Origin of the sequence: Paracoccus aerius, assembly GCF_014656455.1 — a bacterium.
GTDB classification, from domain to species: Bacteria; Pseudomonadota; Alphaproteobacteria; order Rhodobacterales; family Rhodobacteraceae; genus Paracoccus; species Paracoccus aerius.
Genome location: NZ_BNCL01000021.1, coordinates 26468 through 43984, shown reverse-complemented (window position 1 = coordinate 43984; position 17517 = coordinate 26468). Strand labels below are relative to the sequence as shown.

Below are 17517 nucleotides of genomic sequence, written 5' to 3'. Positions count from 1 at the left end.
CGTCGCGATATTGGTAAAGTTGATAAAGGCCCCACTGGCCCAGCCGCCGGAACGGCGTCTTCCAGCCCTCGTGGGGAAGTTCGGTGTTGAAGATCGGCAGGTCGGGCACCTTTTCGCCTGCCACCAGCTGCGCCATGCGCCGCCCCGCCATTGCGGAATACATCACGCCGTTGCCGCCATAGCCCAGTGAGTAGAAGGCTCCCGGCAGATCGGGCAGTCCGGTGATGCGGGGCATCATGTCGTGGCTGACATCGACCCAGCCCCACCAGCTGTAGTCCAGCTCGATCCCGCGCAATGCGGGAAACTTGCGGGCCATGCCTTCGCGCAATCCATTCAGGTGGGCTGGATTTGCCGCGTCGCGCCCTGTGATCGCCGCGCGCGATCCGATCTGCAACCGATTGTCTGGGAGCAGGCGGTAATAATGACGCAGCGTGCGGGTATCCGTCAGCGGCGACATGGTCCGGATGCCTACGGCCTCCAGTTCCGACGGAGTCAGGACACGCGTGACGATGCTGTTCGACATGATCGGCATAAGGCGGTCGCGAAGGCGGCCGTGCAGGCTGCGGGTGGCATAGGCGGCGGTGGCTACGGCCACCCGGCGGGCGCGGACTATACCGCCCGGCGTGCGCAGATGGTGGACGCCGTTCTTGATCTCCCATCCCTGCACGGGACTGTCGGGATGCACGGTGGCCCCCAGTTCGCGGGCCACGCGCAGATATCCGAAGGCCAGCTTTGCGGCGTGGATGCTGACGCCGTCGGCTTCCCACATCGCACCATGTGCTTCCTGGTCGCGCACTGCGTTGGCGAACAGCTCGCTACGCGACAGCATCCGGGCATCGTAGCCGAAGGTGTCGCGCAACAGCTTCGCCTCGGCCTCCAGCGTCGGCATGACGCTGGCCTTGTGAGCGATGTAGTAGTGGCCGCCATCCTGCGGATCGCACTGGATGTCGTGATCGCGCAGCAGGCCGCGGAACAGCGCGAACGCCTCGACCATCTCGGCATGCATCTCGCGGGCGACATCGAGGCCCCACCGCTGGATCCACTGGCTGCGCTTGAGCCGACCAGCGCTGATCTGGGCTTGTCCGCCGTTGCGGGTCGAACAGCCGTAGGCGACGCCGTTGGCCTCCAGCACGGTGGCCTTGATGCCATGCTCCTTGGCCAGGTGGATGGCCGTCGACAGCCCGGTATAGCCCGACCCGATCACCGCGACATCGACATCCATGTCGCGTGTCACGGGGCCGTCGCCCTCGGGCGCGGGACCGGCGGTGCCGATCCAGTAGGTCGGGGCATAGTCGCTGCCCGGACCGATCACCCGTGCGGTCATCGGGTCATAAAGGGGGTCGAAGGGCGCCGACCCGCGCGCGGGTATGGACTGCATGGCGGTCATTTTGCGGCGACGGCGGGGCGTTGCTTGCGGATGGCCTGCTTCTCCACGATCTGGCCATCGCGGAACCGGAACAGGTCGGCGCCCTGCACCTCGGTCCGGGTGCCGTCAGGGTTGGTGGCGCGGAAGGTCCACTGGCTGACGCCGCGGGTGCCGTCCTCGGACACGAAGTGGCTGTGGTCGGCCCACTGCACGTCGGGCAAGGCGGTCCAGACGCCCTCGAAGGCCTTGGCGATGGCCGCGCGGCCTTCGATCTTGTTGCCGTATTCGTGGTCACCGGCGACCGTGTAGAAGACGCAGTCGTCGGCAAAGTGGGTCATGACACCGTCGATGTCGTGGCGGTTGAAAGCGTCGAAGGTGGCCTTCAGATCATCTGCGGTCAGGGTGCGGGTCATGGGAAACTCCTTGGTCAGTAGCCCAGCACGGCCGGAAGCCAGAGGGCGATTTGCGGGAACAGGGCGATGATGAAGATCGCAACTGTCGAGGCGACGGCGAAGGGAAGCGCGGTGACGCTGATCCGTTCGATGCTTTCGCCCGAGATGCCAGAGGCGATGAACAGGTTCTCGCCCAGCGGCGGTGTCTGGAAGCCGACCGACAGCGTGCAGATCATCACGATGCCGAAGTGGATCGGGTCGATGCCAACCATGTAGGCCACCGGCAGCATCACCGGGACCAGGATCATGATCGCGGCCAGTGTCTCCATGAACATCCCGACAATCAGCAGCATGCCGATGATCAGCGCCCAGATGGCATAGGGATTAGTGGTCAGGCTAAGGATGCCGCCTGCAATGATGCCGGGCACATTGTTCTCGACCAAGATCCGGCCAAAAATCGTGGCGGCGAACAGAACCAGCAGCACGCGACCTGCCAACCACGTCGTTGCTTCTAGAGCCTTGAACACCTCCGCAATGTTCAGTTCGCGATAGATGAAGAGACCGACGAACAGCGTGTAGAAGATAGCAACAATGGCAGCTTCGGTCGGTGTGAACATCCCGGTATAGATGCCGCCCAGGATCACGACCGGCGCCATCAGTGCCCAGAAGCCCTGGTAGCAGGCACACATCACCTTGCGCAGCGACAGCGGCTCGGACGAACCGTGATAGCCGCGGCGCTTGCAGCGGACATAGTTCATCAGCAGCAGGCCGCCCGCCATCACCGCGCCCGGCAGGAAGCCGGCGATGAACATCTTGGAGATGGACACCGACTGGAACTGGCCGTGCGCCTCGACGGCGGCGGGATCGGGCGCGATGCCCATGGCCGAGATGCCGAAGATGATCATTGGGATCGAGGGCGGGATGACAATGCCCAGACCCCCTGCCGCCGCTGTGGCCGAGGCCGCATAGTCGCGGCCATAGCCATTGCGGATCATGCCGGGGATCATCAGCATTCCTACCGCTGCCGTGGTGGCGGGCCCAGACCCCGAGATTGCGCCGAAGAACAGACAGGCCATGATGGTGGCTGCTGACAGACCGCCGGTGAAGGGGCCGGCCATGCTTTCGGCGACGTTGATCAGGCGCCGCGACAGACCTGCGGCTTCCATCAGCGCGCCGGCCAGGATGAAGGACGGCAGCGCCATCAGCGGGAAGGACCCCACCGAGGACCAGGCCATCTGGACCATCTTGATCGGGTTATCGCCCAGGTAATACATCGCGGCCAGGGCAGCGACGCCAAGCGCTACGGTGATCGGTGCGCCCAGCACCATCAGCAGGGCAAAGCTGCCGAACAGGACTTCGACGACATGCTCGTTCATTTTGCGTGGCTCCGCTGATAGGCGCGCATCTCGTCTTCAGCCAGTTCCAGGGCCTGCTCAACCTCGACCTTGTCCGGATCGCGCGGGTCGATGCCCATGACCAGCTTGAGGTAGTTCACCTGCAGAATGCGGATCGTCATCAGCGCGAAGGCGATGGGCAGGGCCATGTAGACATAGCGCATCTCCCACCCCAGGGTCTGGGCTTTCACGAAGGGCTTGAGGCGGCTGATGAACTGGACGGCGTGCCAGATGAAGACGACGTTGAAGAGGATCCAGAACAGATCGCCAATCGCCTCGATGATCCGCGCGGTTTTGCGCGGCATCATGTTGAGGTGGAACGTCACCCGATTGTGCGCCGCCATGCGCGCCGCATAGGACGCGCCGAAATAGGCGAACCAGACGAATAGAATGACGGACAGTTCCTCGATCCAGGTGATCGAGAACCCGAAAAGCTGACGGGCTACGATTTGCACGAACAGAAGCGTCACGAAGACGGCCAGCAGCGCGCGGCAGACATAGCTTTCAAGCTGATCGAGATGTTTCCAGAATGCGGGCATGCATGGGTCTCCGGTGGTGGCAATCCAAGATGACACGAAGGGCCGCGGACTGACCGCCGCCAAACATCCGTCACTGCACCGGATCACGACCCAGAGAGGTCAGCACATTGTTCAAGACTTCGACGCCGCCGATCTGATCATAGAACTTGGGCCAGACGGTCGATGTGGCGAGGTCAATGAATTCCTTTTCGTCGTCGGCAGGCTCGGTGATTTCCATACCCCGTGCGACCAACTCGTCGCGGATCTTGCTTTCCTGCTCGCGCAGGAACGCCGCTGACGCCTGCGTTGCAGCCTGTCCTGCGGCCAGAACCTGTTGCTGCTGTTCTTCGTCGAGGCTTTCAAACAGCGCCTCGCTGATGATCAGAGGTTCGATCGAGAAGATATAGCGCAGGTTGGTGATGTATTTCTGGACTTCATAGAACTTCATCGCATTGACGGTCATGTAGGGGTTGTCCTGCCCATCCACGACCTTCTGCTGCAGGGCCGCGAAGGTCTCGCCCCACGCCATCGGGGTCGGGTTAATGCCCCAACTCTTGTAGGTCTCGATCATGATCTCGTTCTTCGGCACCCGTACGACCAACCCCTGAAGATCAGCGACCGTGGAGATTGGCTTCTTCGAGTTGGTCAGCACGCGAAATCCGGAATAGCCCCAGCCGATAATCCGCACACCCGCATCTTCGATAGTCTGTTCGACCATCTGCTGACCGACCTCGCCCTGTGTGACCTTTTCTGCGTCCTCTTGGCTCAGAATGACATAGGGCAGGGTCAAGGTGCCGACCGAGGGCGAAAACGGCGTGATGTTGTTGATTGCCAGGATCGAGAAATCCAGCGTTCCGGTCGCTGCGGCGGTAACCGTATCCTGTTCGTCGCCAAGCTGGCCGTTCACGAACAGCTTGCCTGTCATCTCGCCGCCGCTTTCCTGTTCAAGCGCCTCGACGAAGGCCTTGCCAAGTGCTTCTTGCGTGCCACCTGCTCCGTCACCTACCGCAATGCGGTATTCTTTCGAAAATGCGGGAAAAGCGGCCATCAGGCAGATGGTGGTTCCGGCAAGCAAAATTCGTGTCGTTTTCATTGGGGCTCCCCTCCCTTGCGCGACCAGCCTCCACCGATCGCATTACGATGCGTAATATTGCCGCAGGCCAAGCAAAGGCATATGTCCAGTTGAGCCGAACTGTAGGTCCAGATGAAAAGCGATATTCCGGTTGATGCGATCTTCCTGCGCCAGGATGCGCCGACCCTTCAGGGCCAGCTTGCTGCCGCGATCGTGCGCGCGATTTTGGAGACGCGGGCGCACCCAGGCACAAGGTTGCCTTCCAGTCGCAAGCTTGCCCAGGGGCTAGGCATTTCGCGCATGACCGTTACGCTGGTTTATCAGGATTTGGTCAGCCAAGGTTATTTGGCGGCCCTGCCACGCTCAGGTATCGCGGTCGCCGCGACCGTGCCGCACCGCCGCGTGAACGTAGAGCCTCAGCCCGTGACGAAGGCACAAACGATGCAATGGTCGCGTTGGCTGTCAGATCATGATCTGCCAAAGCGCGTCATCCGCAAACCCAGCAACTGGCGGGAATATCGCTATCCGTTCATCTTCGGTCAGCCGGACCCAGCGTTGTTCGACCATATCGCCTGGCGGGATTGCGCCCGGCGAGCATTGGGAACACGCGACTTTTCTGACCTTGCCGCCGACCGATACGGCGCGGACGATCCGTTGTTGATCGATTACATCTGCTCAAACACCCTGCCGCGCCGGGGCTTTCACGCCCGGCAAGATGAGGTCCTGGTCACGCTGGGTGCGCAAAACGCGTTATTTCTCGCGACCGAACTGCTGGCCCGTGGCGACCGGCTCGCCGTCACCGAAGAGCCCGGCTATCCCGATTTCGCCGAGACTCTGCGCCGGGCGCGCAGCCCGACTACCTTTTTACCTGTGGATTCTATGGGATTGGATCCGGCAATGTTGCCCTCAAACAGCCGCCTGATCATCATCACGCCCAGTCACCATATCCCCACGGGTGCAACGATGCCGCTTGCCCGGCGACGCGCCCTTCTTCAGCGTGCGGACGATATGGACGCTCTGATCATCGAGGACGATTACGACTTCGAGATGTCCTACCTGGCGCCTCCGGCTCCGGCGTTGAAATCCCTGGATGCCACCGGAAGGGTCATCTATATCGGCAGCTTCTCCAAGTCACTATTCCCAGGGCTGCGGATCGGCTACATGGTCGGACCCGCTCCATTCATCGCGCGCGCACGCGCCTTGCGGGCGATCATGCTGCGCCATCCGCCCAGCCACCTTCAACGGATCACGGCATACTTTCTCGCCTTGGGTCACTACGATGCACATATCGTTCGCTTGAGACAGACGTTGAAGGAACGGCGGCGCATTCTTGAGGAAGCGATTTCCAGAACATCGCTGAGGATCGAAGGCGCTGCAGCGCAGGGCGGATCGAGCGTTTGGCTCAGTGCGCAGGGGACCGACAGCGCTGAACTGGCTGCACGATTGACCGACAAAAGCGTGCTGATTGAGCCGGGCGCGGTTTTTTTCGAAGCTCCGCCATCTCCATGTCCAGTATTCCGACTGGGGTATGCCTCGATTACAGCAGAGTTGATCCCGGAGGGAATAGATCTGATCGATCGGATGGCCCAAGACCTGGCCCAGGCTGGCTGACTGTGTAGCCAACTTCAAAGGAGGGCGCGGTGACCCGCGCCCCGCTGAGTTCAGCGTTCGGACGAGAAGTTGGTTTTCAAGTAGGTCAGAATGACCTTCTTGGTCTGATCATCCGGCTCAACCATGCCCTGCGCTTCGACCATCCAGGTCCACAGCTCGTCCCAGCGGTGATCGGTAACGCGCTGCTGCTTGATGATTTCAGTCGAATGGCACGCAACACACTGATAATAGGTGTCTTCCGCGCCTGGACCGTCCGGCAAGCCACCCAGTTCCACGTTCCCTTCGCCTCCTGTTGCCTCGTCTGAACGGGCCATCAGCGCTGTCATAGGATTCAAAGGATCGGCGCCAGCGGGCCTGCCTGAAAGGGATTTCATCGGATCGGGTGCTGGCGTGGCCAGGGCCAAGCCAATACCAAGCACGAGGGCAGCGGTTGCACCAATGCTGGTGCGGATGAGATGTTTCATGCTGCAACCCTACCCTCAGGCCGTAGCAACAAGTGCAATGCGGTGCTGGATATTGTTGGCATAGCCGCGGGGGTTCCAGACGGGTGACAAGGGCGGTTGACTGATGCCGTCTCCATCAGTGGCACGCGCCCAGATCTCGTAATAGCCCTGCTGCGGAAGGGTCACGTTTGCCCGCCAGCGCTGCCAGGCAAACCGGTTCACGGCCGGTTCGAGCGCCGCTTCTTGCCAAGTCTGGCCAAAGTCGATGGAGACATGCATTGCGCTAACATCGCCCTTACCACACCAGGCATGGCCGCGCACCTCGACCTGTTCGCCTGCCTTCACCTCGGCGCCGGTCTGGGGGAATGTGACAATGGACTTGATCGGCATGTCAGTCAGCACAACCATGTCGCTTTCGGGAACCTCGGTTCCTGGGGCCACCGGATAGGCAGGAATGCGATAGGAATCGCCGGTCATTTTGGCACCGTCATGCTCCTTGTCGCGGATCCAGATCCGGGTCAGATACTTTTGCGAAGCAGAAGCAGGATAGCCTGGTACAATGACTCTCAGTGGAAACCCGTGAAGGGGCGACAGCGGCTCTCCATTCATGGCCCAGGCAAGGATCGCATCACCTTCCATGATCTTCGCAATGGGAGCCCCACGCGAGATGACCTCTTTCTCCTCATCACCGCTCAGGTGAACATCGTTGCTGTAATGACCCGTATAGACTGCCGTCTCCTTCAGCCCGGCCTCCTTCAGTACGTCTGATAGCCGAACGCCGGTCCATTCGGGACACCCGACTGCACCGACCGTCCACTGGTTGCCCGAGGTTCCCGGCTGAAAGAATGCGCGGCCATTGCCGCCGCACTCGATAACCAGGCACCTGGTGACATTCTCAAAGCGCGATTTCAGGTCATCGATGGTCAGCTCCAGTGGGTTTTCGACTTCGCCATCGATGGTCAAGGTCCAACCTTCGGCGTTCTGATCCAGAGCTGTCTGCGGAACCAAACCGTTCATGCGGACAAAAAGATGCTCATATGGGGTGATGTCAGCGTCCAGAAGGTGCGCCGGCACTTCGGCGTTCAGCGGACGATCACCCAAGACGACGAGGCCCTTCTTCGCCGCCATCAGGTCCATCCCTGTGTCCTGTGCGAGTGCTACGGGGATAATGCCCGGTAGCAGGTTGCGCTCAAATGGGACGGCCATACCCAGCATCGCACCCAAGGCCGTCAGGCCTGTCGTCTTCATGAAGGCACGACGAGATTTTAACTGGGTCGTATCGCTGTTCGGTTGGTCTGGGTTGCGGGGCTCAGCGGTCATCATTTTTCCTTTCGAAGGATTTGACATGGGCGAGAGAAGCTTGGACATAGAACTGCAATCGGGTGGTCTCTAAGGAAGCAGCCAGCCAGTTCAAAACTCGACAGCGACTTGTCTCCTAGAAGCTTGGCGGACTTCGCCATCCAGGCGCTACCAATGCCGTGTTGTCCGCTATTACCGGTACCAGGACCGAGGCGGGGAAGAAGGCAGGAAGGAATACAGGCGTCCGGTCATGCGGCGGCTGGCCAAAGGTGCTTTTCCTCCGTCGCGTATGAGTGCCCATATTAAGCAATATCTTGCAATGCTGGTTGGCACCTCGATTTCCCACAGCAGCGTTTGGTCGCAGGGTCGCAGCGAAAGCAGAGTATTCTTAGAGCCAGTTTTGAGAATTTATAGGGCCAGATTACCTCATTGTTTTTCGTGCTTGGTGTATTTCTGGCTTGCGAAAGACAGTCCTATTCCTCTTCGAAACGGAAAATCGCCAAACTGCGTTCACGTTCGTTGACCGCCAGCTTGCGGTTGATGGGCGCATGGGCGCGGGCGGGACAGTTCTGCCGCTCACACAGATAGCAGTTCAAGCCAATATCAGTCGGGCTGGTTCGACTAAGATCGATGCCGTCCGCATAGATAAGGCGTGGTGCATAAGCGATATCGCAGCCAAGCCCGATCGCCAGGCGCTGCGACGGCGCGCCATAGCTGCCCCCGGCACGAGTGACAGTACGCGCGATCGAGAAGTAGCTGGCGCCCTCGGGCATGCGGATCACCTGCGTCTGAACCTGATGAGGTGTCTCGAAAGCGGAATGGATGTTCCACAGAGAGCAACTGCCGCCAAAACGTGAGAAGGGAAACCGCCCGGCGCTGAAGCGCTTGGACATATTGCCGGCGCGGTCCACCCGCACGAAGAAGAACGGGATGCCGCGCGCCTGCGGACGCTGCAGCGTGGACATGCGATGAGCCGTCTGCTCGAAGCTGGTGCCAAAGCGGTGACTCAGCAGCTCGACATCATAACGAGTGCTTTCGCAGGCGGTCAGGAAGCGGCGGTAGGGCATCAGCAACGCTGCGGCGAAATAGTTGGCAAGGCTAACCCGCAGCAGACTGATCGCGGCGGGTTCGATAAGCCCTGCCTCAGCCACTAAAGCCGAGATGACATCGCCGGCTTCCAGCTTCGCCAGAAGGACGCCGATCTGGAAGCGCCGGCTTGGCTGGCCCAGCAGTTCCGACAAAAGCAGTTCCTTGCGATGTGGGTCGAAGCGGCGCAGCTGGTCGCCCATGACCGGGGCGGGCAGGATGCGGACTTGGATATCATGGGCTGCCAGGCGCATCGACAGCGTCACATGCGGCTCGCCGCGATGCAGGCCCAGGTCACTCGCCAAGGCCTCGGCCGCATTATCCAGGGGCTCGACATAGTTGCCGCGTGTATAAAACCAGGCGCGGACCTCCTCGACCGGACGAGAGCTTTCCGTGAGCACCTCGACCTTGTCACGATCGATCATCGGATTGGCGTCGCTTTGCGCGCGCAGCATGGAATCTCGATACCGGTCGTGCAGGCGGACGAAGGCTGCGGCAATTCGGGGTGACGATTGTAGAACTGCTTCGACTTCAGCCCGGGGTAGGCTGCCAGCATCAAGCCCGGGATCCTTCAAGGCGGATGCAAAATCCGTCGCCAGCTGAGCATCGGCAGACGGTACCAGTTCCGAGATGTTGAGGTCATAGACCTCCGCAAGGCGTAGCAGCAGGCGGGCCGAAACTGGACGCTGATCGGCCTCGATGAGGGTGATGTAACTGGCTGAGACACCCAGTTCCGCGCCCATCTGCGCTTGCGTCAAGCCTAGCGACAGGCGCAGCACGCGCAGCCGCTGGCCGATGATGAGCTTTTCCGGACGAGCAGGCATTTGGGGGTATCCTCTCTGACAATGTTACAAGTTTGAAGCTGTGATCGTGACCTCAGTGACAACACAACCTCTTTGTATGCAGCCAATGCTGCACCTGCATCGTAACATTACCAGCGTAACAAAACGAGGAATCATAGAAGCTGATCATGTCGATTTGACGATCATCGCCGCCAGAAATTCAGACCCGTTGCAAAGGGGTCCGACAGGCGATGGTCCCGATAGACACCATACCCTCCGGACACTCCAACCCAGTCGGTTAGGAAAACATCCACCCAGCCCACCCTGATCCAGGACCATTCTGCTGAAAGGAAAGACCATGACAAATCGAAAGACTTATTCTTCCATCCGATCCGACATCTTGTCGCGCTACCCCTCCGGTCACACCCCGGCTGGCGTTTCGGTCGATGACATTGTGCAGCTTCGGATGCAGAACACCTATGACACGCATCTGGACATCGCCCGCGACATGGCAGGGGTCATGCGCGCCGACATGGCGGCCTATGACGCGGATCCGTCGAAGTTCACCCAGTCGCTGGGTTGCTGGTCGGGCTTTCACGCCCAGCAGATGATCAAGGCCGTCAAGCGGATGCGCGGCACCGCCAAGGGCACCTATGTCTACCTGTCTGGCTGGATGGTGGCAGGGCTGCGCAACCGCTGGGGCCACCTGCCCGACCAGTCGATGCACGAAAAGACTGCCGTTGCAGACCTGATCCAGGAAATCTACGTCTCGCTCCGCCAAGCGGACGAGGTCGCGCTGAACGACCTGTTCCGCGAATTGAAGAAGGCGGGGTCCGAGGACGAGCGGGCACGGATCATCGACCGCATCGACAATTTCGAAAGCCATGTCGTGCCGATCATCGCCGATATCGACGCGGGCTTCGGCAACGAACATGCGACCTACCTGCTGGCCAAGGAGCTGATCAAGGCGGGTGCTTGCGCGCTCCAGATCGAGAACCAGGCGTCGGATGCCAAGCAATGCGGCCATCAGGATGGCAAGGTCACCGTCCCGCGCGAGGATTTCATCGAAAAGCTGCGCGCCTGCCGCCTAGCCTTCGAGGAACTGGGCGTTGAGGATGGTGTGATCGTCGCGCGCACCGACAGCTTGGGGGCGGGCCTGACCCAGAAGGTTCCGGTCAGCCAGCAGCCAGGCGATCTAGCCAGCCAGTATATCAAATGGCTCAAGACCGAGCAGATCACCAAGGACAATCCGATCCGCGAAGGGGAACTGGCGATCTTCCAGGGCGGCGAGTTCGTGCGTCCCATGCGCCTGCCGAACGGCCTGTTCCCGTTCCGAGAAAATACCGGCCGAGCCCGCGTGATCGAGGACTGCATTGCATCCCTGACCCAAGGCGGCGCCGATCTGCTGTGGATCGAGACCGACACTCCGAACGTGGACCAGATTGCCAGTATGGTGGCCGAAATCCGCAAGGAGGTGCCGAACGCCAAACTGACCTACAACAACTCGCCCAGCTTCAACTGGACACTGAACCTGCGCAAGCAGGTGCGTGCAGAGTGGGTCCGCGACCAGAAGATCCCCGAAAACGACTATCCCGACGGGATCGAACTGATGAAGGCGGATTACGATGACACTGACCTGGGCCGCGAGGCGGATGCCCGCCTGCAGCGCTTCCAAACCGACATCGCGGCGCGCGCGGGCGTGTTCCACAACCTGATCACGCTGCCGACCTTCCACTTGACAGCCAAGTCAGTCGACGAACTGTCGCGCGGCTATTTCGGCGAGGAAAAGATGCTGGCCTATGTGAAGACGGTCCAGCGCGAGGAGATCCGCCGTGGCATCAGCGCCGTGAAGCACCAGCACGAGGTAGGGTCCGACCTGGGGGACAGCTTCAAGGAAATGGTGGCGGGCGAACGGGCCCTGAAGGCGGGTGGCCACGCCAACACCATGAACCAGTTCGCGGCCGAATAGAAGCCAGCAGCCTGTCCCGCGTCGGGCCAGGGCCCCAAACCTCCGGAGGAAACCATGAACAAGCCGGATTTCGAACGGGTCGAGCGTGCCGACCTTGATCCCCGCGACCGCGTTATCCATCGCGTGGCCGATGCTGTCCACCGCCTGAACGAGGCAATCCAACGCGCCGTCAACGAGGGCGTCTCGGTCGAGCTGGTGCGCGTCTCGCGCCACCACGGCGGCAACGGATCCTGGGGAGACCAGATCGTGCCAACGGTTCGGGAGAGTGACCGCGCCATAAAGGACGCAGCTTGAGGAGCCTCTTCGGAAACAAGCTCACTTCAGGGCCGATTAGCCCTGAAGTTCTATTCTTATGGATAATCGCAGTTGCAGCAGCGATGTCCGATAGTGAATAGACCCGCATTCGTGGAGGCCTTCTTTGCTAACTTTGATGCAAGAAGCTACAATGGCATCAGGCCACCTCACACTGGATTTTGCACGTGACACGTTCGCAGAGATCGCTGGGGTGGGCGGTGTCAATGGGTCGGCTGCAGTTCCCCTGGCATACGGATGCCGTCCGGGGTTGTTCACGTCATCAAGCCGTCTATCGCAAATGAGTCTTCTGCTCCATGATTAGCTGCTGGCGCGATAGACAATCATTCAGGCTATTAAGACTCTTGTTCTCTCCAGCGCTGCTTGAACCAGGTCGAGACATCTCGAGGCCATTCCAAAGCTTTGCCACTCGCGTCTTTGAGAACGCCACTGTCAAACAGGAAACGTGCCATTGCCGAAAATCGCTCCGGATCAATGCTGCCAACGGGCGTGTCGCCATCGCGAAGATAACCGCCCTCGGTGATCGCCTTCATCGAGCCGTGGACAAGTTCGGGGTTCGGAAAGTCTCCGGCAGCGATCAGGATCTGCGCAGCTTCATCCGGATGGTCGGCGGCCCATTCATAGCCCGCCAGTGTCGCGCGCATGAAGCGCCCCACCAGATCCGGGTCTTGGACCAGGGTGTCCGCGCGCGTACCGATATAGCCTGTCTGCTGGTCCGGAATGCCGTAGTCGGCATAGGTTAATGAGGACTGCTTTCGGCCCTGAAGCGTACTGTTCACGCCCTCCCAGGTCGAGACCTCCAGCGTGAAGTCCACTGCCCCCGAGGCCAGCGCCTCATAGGCGCCCGTGCCCAGTGTCACAGTATCCCACGCCGGCTCGCCACCGTCATTGCGGATCATCGTGCCGATCAGCGCCTCCTCCCACGCGCTGCCGAAGCCGGCATAGGTCTTGCCCGACAGATCTGCGGGCCGGGTGATGTCCGCATTGTCGCTGTTATAGACCAGCCGCCCCGGATCGTGCTGCATCGTGGCCCACAGTGCCACCAGTTCGGCCCCACCGGCCCGCGCCGACATGAAGCCCAGCGAGGTCATATAGGCGAAATCCGCGGCACCCCCCGCCAGCAGCGCGGCGGAATTGGTGTCGGAATAGGGAAGCAGTTCGACCTCCAGCCCCTCGGCGGCATAAAGCCCACGGTCACGGGCGACGACCAGGCCGACATGATTGGTGTTCAGCATCCAGTCGAGCGCGACGCTGACGCTGGTGTCGGCCCAAGCGGGCATCGGGATGGCAAGGCAAAGGCCAAACGCAAGCGGGCGGATCGTCATGGGGCATTCTCCAGCAGCAGGGACTTCAAGTCGTCGCGCAGCGGCGCAAGGGCGGCCTCGCTGCGCTGTGTGGGGGGACCTGGCACCGGGATTTCAGCCACGATCCGGCCAGGCGAGCCCGTCATGACCAGGATACGGTCCGCAAGCCTGGTTGCCTCGTGAAGGTCATGGGTGACCAGCAGGACGCCGCGCGGTCGGTCGGCAAGCCGGGCAACCAGCCAGTCCTGCATGCGCAGACGCGTTACGGCATCCAGGGCCGAGAATGGTTCGTCCAGCAGGATATAGCGGCTGTCCTGCACGACGGTGCGCAGAAAGGCGGCACGCTGGCGCATCCCGCCGGAAAGCTGATCGGGAAACTGGCTTTCAGTCCCCTTCAGGCCAAAGCTGCGAAACAGTGGTGCAACGCGGCTCAGGGCTTCGGCACGAGACAGACCCCTGACCTGAAGGCCCAAGGCGGCATTCTGAGCCACCGTCAGCCACGGGAATAGCCCGTCGCCTTGCGGCTGGTAGCTTATCGCGGGACTAGGGCGTGCAGAGGCTTGCCCATCCAGCATCAATTGCCCTTCGGCATCCAGGTCCTTGGGCAGGATGCCCGCCAACCATTTCAGGACCGAGCTTTTACCGCAGCCGGAAGGGCCGATCAGGGCAGTGATCCCGGACGCCGGCAAAGAAAGCGACAGATCACGAACTACCATTGCCCCATCTGCGCCACCGATGGACAGGCCGCGCAAGTCAAGCATGGCGCGCCTTAGAGCCGGGGGCCGTTAGGCGGTCCAGAAGCCGGATGGCGCCCAACAGGGCCAGCGTCAGCGCCGCAGACACCACTACCGCCGCCAGCACAAGATCGGCGTGAAAGTTGTTCTTGGCTGCAAGAATGTAGATGCCCAAACCGCGCCGCGCCCCGGCGTATTCGGCAAAGATCGTGGCCACGATCGCATAGGTGGCCGAGATCCGCAGCCCAGCGAAGAAGCTGGGCCGAGCCGAGGGCAGCACGGCGCGGCGGAAAATGGAAAGCCGTCCCGCGCCCATCGACGCAAGAAGATCCGCAAAGGCGGCGGGCGTCTGCCGGTAACCGGACAGCAGGCTCAGCAGCATGGGAAAGAAGGTGACCAGGATCACCAGCAGTACCTTTGGCAGAAGGCCAAAGCCGAACCAGAGGATCATCAGCGGCGCCAGGGCGATTAGGGGAATTGTCTGGCTTGCCACGAACAATGGCATCAGACCCTTTTTGGCCCAAGGCAGGAAATGCAACATGATAGAGACGAGAAAGGCGAAGCCGACCGAAAGCGAGAAGCCCAAGGCCGCCACCGCTATCGTGGAGAGCGCATGGGCGCCGATGTCGGCCCGGTTCAAGACCAAGGCCTGCAGCACACCAGAGGGCGCCGGAAGGATCAGCGGCGCTACATCTGCGAGTCGGCAATAGATCTCCCAGCCCGCCAGAAGACAGGCGGCCAGAAGCAGAGGCGGCAGAATACTCGGCAGCATGACCGTGCCTCCGGGGGATCAGCGCGTACTTGGGCTGTTCGCCGAGGCCGTCATGTCGATCGTCACGTGTCCCTCGGCCGGTCCAAAGCGCAGGAAGGCCTGGCGCAGCGTCTCGAATACCGCTCCTGCATCGCCACGCAGCCGGGTACAGAAGTTCTTGGAGCGCAGGAAAGTGCCAGAGTTCTTGAGGAAGTCGATGCAGCCATAAATCTCGTCCATGTGACGGTCCTGGCCCAGCACATAAAGTGAAAACTGCACATCGACGACAACGCCCAGGGCCGACGCGGTCCGAACAGCCTCCTCTGCCTTGGCCTGACGTTCTGACAGGGACAAGCCTTGCGCGCGCGTCAGCGTCTCGCAACGACAGATCGGATCATCCGGCTCTCCGGGACAGCCGCGGGACAAGGTGACATGCATCGTCACATGATCCGGCTGGCGTGCCGCGCAGGCGAACAGGTCGCGCACGGCGTCGAACAGCGGTTCCGGCGCCCCCACCATCAGGGTCGAGATGTCATCCGTCTCGATCCGCAACGTGTCGCGATAGGGATCGAGCGCCCTAAGGCTGGACATTATGACGTCCACGAAATCGGACGTCATGGGATAAAGCGACACTTGGGCGCCAATGAACATGCTTGCCTCGCTCCGCCGGCATTACCCGGATCAGCTGAAAGGGTTCGCGCGAGCTCGCGCATCTCAGCCCCTTGGATGGAGCACCCCCGTTGATGTTGGCCGGACCATGGCAACTGGCATGGTCGCTGTCAATGACGTGACGACGCCCCGATCAATGCTTTCGCTATCGCTCCGCCCCTGACACAGGTGTTATGGAGTGCTAGATTACGTGAGCGGCATATAGGCTCATCTATTCATCAAGCGTCGGGTGAGACCGATGCCGGGCTTCAAGAGGTCCACCTCAGCCAGTTCGACCATTGCGGGGCATTCAGTTGGTGAACATGATCCGCAAGGCTTCATTAGGCAGAGTTGCTTCCCTTCCAGCAGTTCTGTCAATGAGCCAACGACACGAATTACAGTTCCAGGTGACTAGATTAGAGCATCACGCAGGTTCTTCGGGGAGTCGCGGTCTTGAAGCAAGTTGAGCGCGCTTTCTACATGCTCAAGGTGATCAACCATCGCCTGCTTGGCAGCCTCTAGGTTGCCGTTCTTCAAATGAATTAGGATATGTTCGTGTTCGTCGGGGCCGCAATTGTGCATGTTGGAATCCCGGAAGGCCGCCATGATCAGAGAGGTCCGGCTGACCAAGTCACGCATCATTCCAGTAAGGAACTCGGCTTCGGCCATCTCGGCCAGCAGGACGTGGAAGCCGCCGGACAGCTTGATGATGTCGCGCTGATTGTTGTTGTTGTTGGCAATTCGCTCTTTGGCGACGTGCTCGAACATCTCGACCAGTTTAGCGCTATCCAATTGCATCATTAGGCGTTCCAGCACACGCTGTTCAACCGTCGCGCGGATATGAAAGATATCTTCGGCATCGGTCACGCTAGGTTTGGCTACGACCGCGCCCTTATGGCTTTCAATAACGACCAGACCCTCGCGTTCCAGAAGCGCAAGAACCTGCCTGACGCGAGCTCGGCTAATGCCGAAGATTTCGGCCAGTTCCGTTTCCTTCAGCCGTGTTCCGGGACGCAGGCGACGGTCAGCAATGGACAACCAGATGCGCTCGGCAATCTGTTCCACAGTCAGAATATCCATCCTGGCGCCCCTTTGCTTGCCATTCATACATATAGTCGCCGTGTCACCATCGTCCAGCCTGAAAGGCCACCATGATTGTTGACTACAATGTCGACAATAAGCTAAGGATGACCGAAAGAGAGGATCGCAATGGAATTTGACCTCACCAAACTTCCTCAACAGGACTGTTATCGCCTCCTTACCAATTTTGTGGGTCCTCGGCCGATCGCGCTCGTGACAACGCGCAGCCCATCTGGTGCGAACAACGGCGCACCGATGAGTTTCTTCAACGTTTTCTCGCACGATCCTGCGATCTTGGCTCTTGGCATCCAACCACGAGCCGACGGGTGGGAAAAGGACACGGTCTCCAACATCCGCCGCAGCGGACAGTTTACAGTTAATATGGTTGACATGGCCTTGTCGCGGACGATGCTAATCTGCGGGCTAGGGGTCGGGACTGACGTTGACGAACTGGACTTGGCCAGTGAAAGAACAGCCCCCGGCAGGCAAGTCGAAAGTTGTTGGCTCCCTGCCAGCCCCTGCGCAATGGAATGCCGCGTAGACCGTCTGATCGAATATCCGCGTCGCGTGATCGTGCTGGGCGAGGTCCTGCACATGCATGTCCGCACCGACTGCCTGGATGGACAGGGTCGCTACGTTAATCCGTCAGCCTATCACCCAATCGCCCGCTTGCATGCCGACAACTACATCGTCGCCGACCAACAGTTCGAACTGAAGGCTCCACGCCTCGATGATCTAGTGCCTGAGTGAGAACCC

Annotated in this window: 17 protein-coding genes, 1 pseudogene and 1 riboswitch; of the genes and pseudogenes, 5 read left to right on the top strand and 13 right to left on the bottom strand. The window is 60.5% G+C overall.

All coding sequences use genetic code 11. The annotated features are described in order from the left end of the window. From IE224_RS17650 to IE224_RS17630, 5 genes are all read right to left on the bottom strand, one after another. Positions 1-1378, bottom strand: a 1378-nt coding sequence (locus IE224_RS17650) for an NAD(P)/FAD-dependent oxidoreductase (protein ID WP_191312369.1), incomplete at its 3' end; no start/stop codon positions are given. A gap of 5 nt (positions 1379-1383) precedes the next feature. After that, complete coding sequence (locus IE224_RS17645) at positions 1384-1779, bottom strand: nuclear transport factor 2 family protein (protein ID WP_191312367.1); 396 nt, start codon at positions 1777-1779, stop codon at positions 1384-1386. A 14-nt stretch (positions 1780-1793) separates the two neighbouring features. After that, positions 1794-3134, bottom strand: a complete 1341-nt coding sequence (locus IE224_RS17640) for a TRAP transporter large permease (protein ID WP_191312365.1) — start codon at positions 3132-3134, stop codon at positions 1794-1796. Next, complete coding sequence (locus tag IE224_RS17635; RefSeq protein WP_191312363.1) at positions 3131-3691, bottom strand: TRAP transporter small permease; 561 nt, start codon at positions 3689-3691, stop codon at positions 3131-3133. Before IE224_RS17635 ends, IE224_RS17640 begins: the two co-directional genes overlap by 4 nt. A 70-nt stretch (positions 3692-3761) precedes the next feature. After that, on the bottom strand, positions 3762-4763 hold the full coding sequence (locus tag IE224_RS17630) for a TRAP transporter substrate-binding protein (protein ID WP_191312361.1): 1002 nt from the start codon (positions 4761-4763) through the stop codon (positions 3762-3764). Positions 4764-4874: 111 nt separating this feature from the next. Between IE224_RS17630 and pdxR the strand changes: the two genes are divergently transcribed. Further along, the gene (pdxR, locus tag IE224_RS17625) at positions 4875-6353 is read left to right on the top strand and encodes a MocR-like pyridoxine biosynthesis transcription factor PdxR (protein WP_191312359.1); all 1479 of its coding nucleotides are present in this window, start codon (positions 4875-4877) and stop codon (positions 6351-6353) included. Positions 6354-6403: 50 nt separating this feature from the next. Here the strand turns inward: pdxR and IE224_RS17620 are convergent, their stop codons facing one another. The 3 genes from IE224_RS17620 to IE224_RS17610 form a co-directional block, all read right to left on the bottom strand. Further along, the gene (locus tag IE224_RS17620; protein ID WP_191312357.1) at positions 6404-6817 is read right to left on the bottom strand and encodes a cytochrome C-552; all 414 of its coding nucleotides are present in this window, start codon (positions 6815-6817) and stop codon (positions 6404-6406) included. Between the two features lie 15 nt (positions 6818-6832). Then, the gene (locus tag IE224_RS17615) at positions 6833-8116 is read right to left on the bottom strand and encodes a sulfite oxidase (protein WP_202380252.1); all 1284 of its coding nucleotides are present in this window, start codon (positions 8114-8116) and stop codon (positions 6833-6835) included. Between the two features lie 452 nt (positions 8117-8568). Beyond that, entirely contained in the window at positions 8569-10005 is a 1437-nt protein-coding gene (locus IE224_RS17610; RefSeq protein ID WP_191312355.1) for a helix-turn-helix domain-containing protein, read from the bottom strand. A 316-nt stretch (positions 10006-10321) separates the two neighbouring features. Here IE224_RS17610 and IE224_RS17605 point away from each other — a divergent pair, with 316 nt between their 5' ends. Then, positions 10322-11932, top strand: coding sequence for an isocitrate lyase (locus IE224_RS17605; protein WP_191312353.1), 1611 nt, complete (start codon positions 10322-10324; stop codon positions 11930-11932). A 54-nt stretch (positions 11933-11986) separates the two neighbouring features. After that, a complete protein-coding gene (locus tag IE224_RS17600; protein ID WP_191312350.1) occupies positions 11987-12226 on the top strand; it encodes a hypothetical protein in 240 nt (79 codons plus the stop codon). Positions 12227-12579: 353 nt separating this feature from the next. Here the strand turns inward: IE224_RS17600 and IE224_RS17595 are convergent, their stop codons facing one another. The 4 genes from IE224_RS17595 to IE224_RS17580 all read right to left on the bottom strand — a co-directional run bounded on the left by IE224_RS17595 (position 12580) and on the right by IE224_RS17580 (position 15684). After that, a complete protein-coding gene (locus tag IE224_RS17595; RefSeq protein WP_191312348.1) occupies positions 12580-13569 on the bottom strand; it encodes an ABC transporter substrate-binding protein in 990 nt (329 codons plus the stop codon). Next, on the bottom strand, positions 13566-14309 hold the full coding sequence (locus tag IE224_RS17590; protein WP_191312346.1) for an ABC transporter ATP-binding protein: 744 nt from the start codon (positions 14307-14309) through the stop codon (positions 13566-13568). The genes IE224_RS17595 and IE224_RS17590 overlap by 4 nt, the downstream gene beginning before the upstream one ends. After that, positions 14302-15054 (bottom strand): ABC transporter permease, encoded by a 753-nt coding sequence (locus tag IE224_RS17585; protein ID WP_191312345.1) that lies wholly within the window; start codon positions 15052-15054, stop codon positions 14302-14304. Before IE224_RS17585 ends, IE224_RS17590 begins: the two co-directional genes overlap by 8 nt. Positions 15055-15072: 18 nt before the next feature. Further along, on the bottom strand, positions 15073-15684 hold the full coding sequence (locus IE224_RS17580; RefSeq protein WP_191312343.1) for a YkoF family thiamine/hydroxymethylpyrimidine-binding protein: 612 nt from the start codon (positions 15682-15684) through the stop codon (positions 15073-15075). Then, a riboswitch (TPP riboswitch) is annotated at positions 15675-15782 on the bottom strand. It overlaps the preceding gene by 10 nt. Before the next feature lie 128 nt (positions 15783-15910). Here IE224_RS17580 and IE224_RS21430 point away from each other — a divergent pair. Beyond that, positions 15911-16062: pseudogene (locus IE224_RS21430) on the top strand (IS6-like element ISPmar1 family transposase); the annotation flags it as partial. A 30-nt stretch (positions 16063-16092) separates the two neighbouring features. On the opposite strand, the gene IE224_RS17575 reads toward IE224_RS21430, so the two are convergent. Continuing rightward, complete coding sequence (locus tag IE224_RS17575) at positions 16093-16761, bottom strand: GntR family transcriptional regulator (protein WP_191312341.1); 669 nt, start codon at positions 16759-16761, stop codon at positions 16093-16095. A gap of 129 nt (positions 16762-16890) precedes the next feature. Here IE224_RS17575 and IE224_RS17570 point away from each other — a divergent pair, with 129 nt between their 5' ends. Continuing rightward, positions 16891-17511 (top strand): flavin reductase family protein, encoded by a 621-nt coding sequence (locus IE224_RS17570; protein WP_191312339.1) that lies wholly within the window; start codon positions 16891-16893, stop codon positions 17509-17511. The last annotated feature ends 6 nt before the right edge of the window (positions 17512-17517 follow it).

Coding starts and splice junctions, on each gene's coding strand:
- IE224_RS17645 (WP_191312367.1), bottom strand. CDS start 1,779: ATGACCCGCACCCTGACCGCAGATGATCTGAAGGCCACCTTCGACGCT.
- IE224_RS17640 (WP_191312365.1), bottom strand. CDS start 3,134: ATGAACGAGCATGTCGTCGAAGTCCTGTTCGGCAGCTTTGCCCTGCTG.
- IE224_RS17635 (WP_191312363.1), bottom strand. CDS start 3,691: ATGCCCGCATTCTGGAAACATCTCGATCAGCTTGAAAGCTATGTCTGC.
- IE224_RS17630 (WP_191312361.1), bottom strand. CDS start 4,763: ATGAAAACGACACGAATTTTGCTTGCCGGAACCACCATCTGCCTGATG.
- pdxR (WP_191312359.1), top strand. CDS start 4,875: ATGAAAAGCGATATTCCGGTTGATGCGATCTTCCTGCGCCAGGATGCG.
- IE224_RS17620 (WP_191312357.1), bottom strand. CDS start 6,817: ATGAAACATCTCATCCGCACCAGCATTGGTGCAACCGCTGCCCTCGTG.
- IE224_RS17615 (WP_202380252.1), bottom strand. CDS start 8,116: ATGACCGCTGAGCCCCGCAACCCAGACCAACCGAACAGCGATACGACC.
- IE224_RS17610 (WP_191312355.1), bottom strand. CDS start 10,005: ATGCCTGCTCGTCCGGAAAAGCTCATCATCGGCCAGCGGCTGCGCGTG.
- IE224_RS17605 (WP_191312353.1), top strand. CDS start 10,322: ATGACAAATCGAAAGACTTATTCTTCCATCCGATCCGACATCTTGTCG.
- IE224_RS17600 (WP_191312350.1), top strand. CDS start 11,987: ATGAACAAGCCGGATTTCGAACGGGTCGAGCGTGCCGACCTTGATCCC.
- IE224_RS17595 (WP_191312348.1), bottom strand. CDS start 13,569: ATGACGATCCGCCCGCTTGCGTTTGGCCTTTGCCTTGCCATCCCGATG.
- IE224_RS17590 (WP_191312346.1), bottom strand. CDS start 14,309: ATGCTTGACTTGCGCGGCCTGTCCATCGGTGGCGCAGATGGGGCAATG.
- IE224_RS17585 (WP_191312345.1), bottom strand. CDS start 15,054: ATGCTGCCGAGTATTCTGCCGCCTCTGCTTCTGGCCGCCTGTCTTCTG.
- IE224_RS17580 (WP_191312343.1), bottom strand. CDS start 15,684: ATGTTCATTGGCGCCCAAGTGTCGCTTTATCCCATGACGTCCGATTTC.
- IE224_RS17575 (WP_191312341.1), bottom strand. CDS start 16,761: ATGGATATTCTGACTGTGGAACAGATTGCCGAGCGCATCTGGTTGTCC.
- IE224_RS17570 (WP_191312339.1), top strand. CDS start 16,891: ATGGAATTTGACCTCACCAAACTTCCTCAACAGGACTGTTATCGCCTC.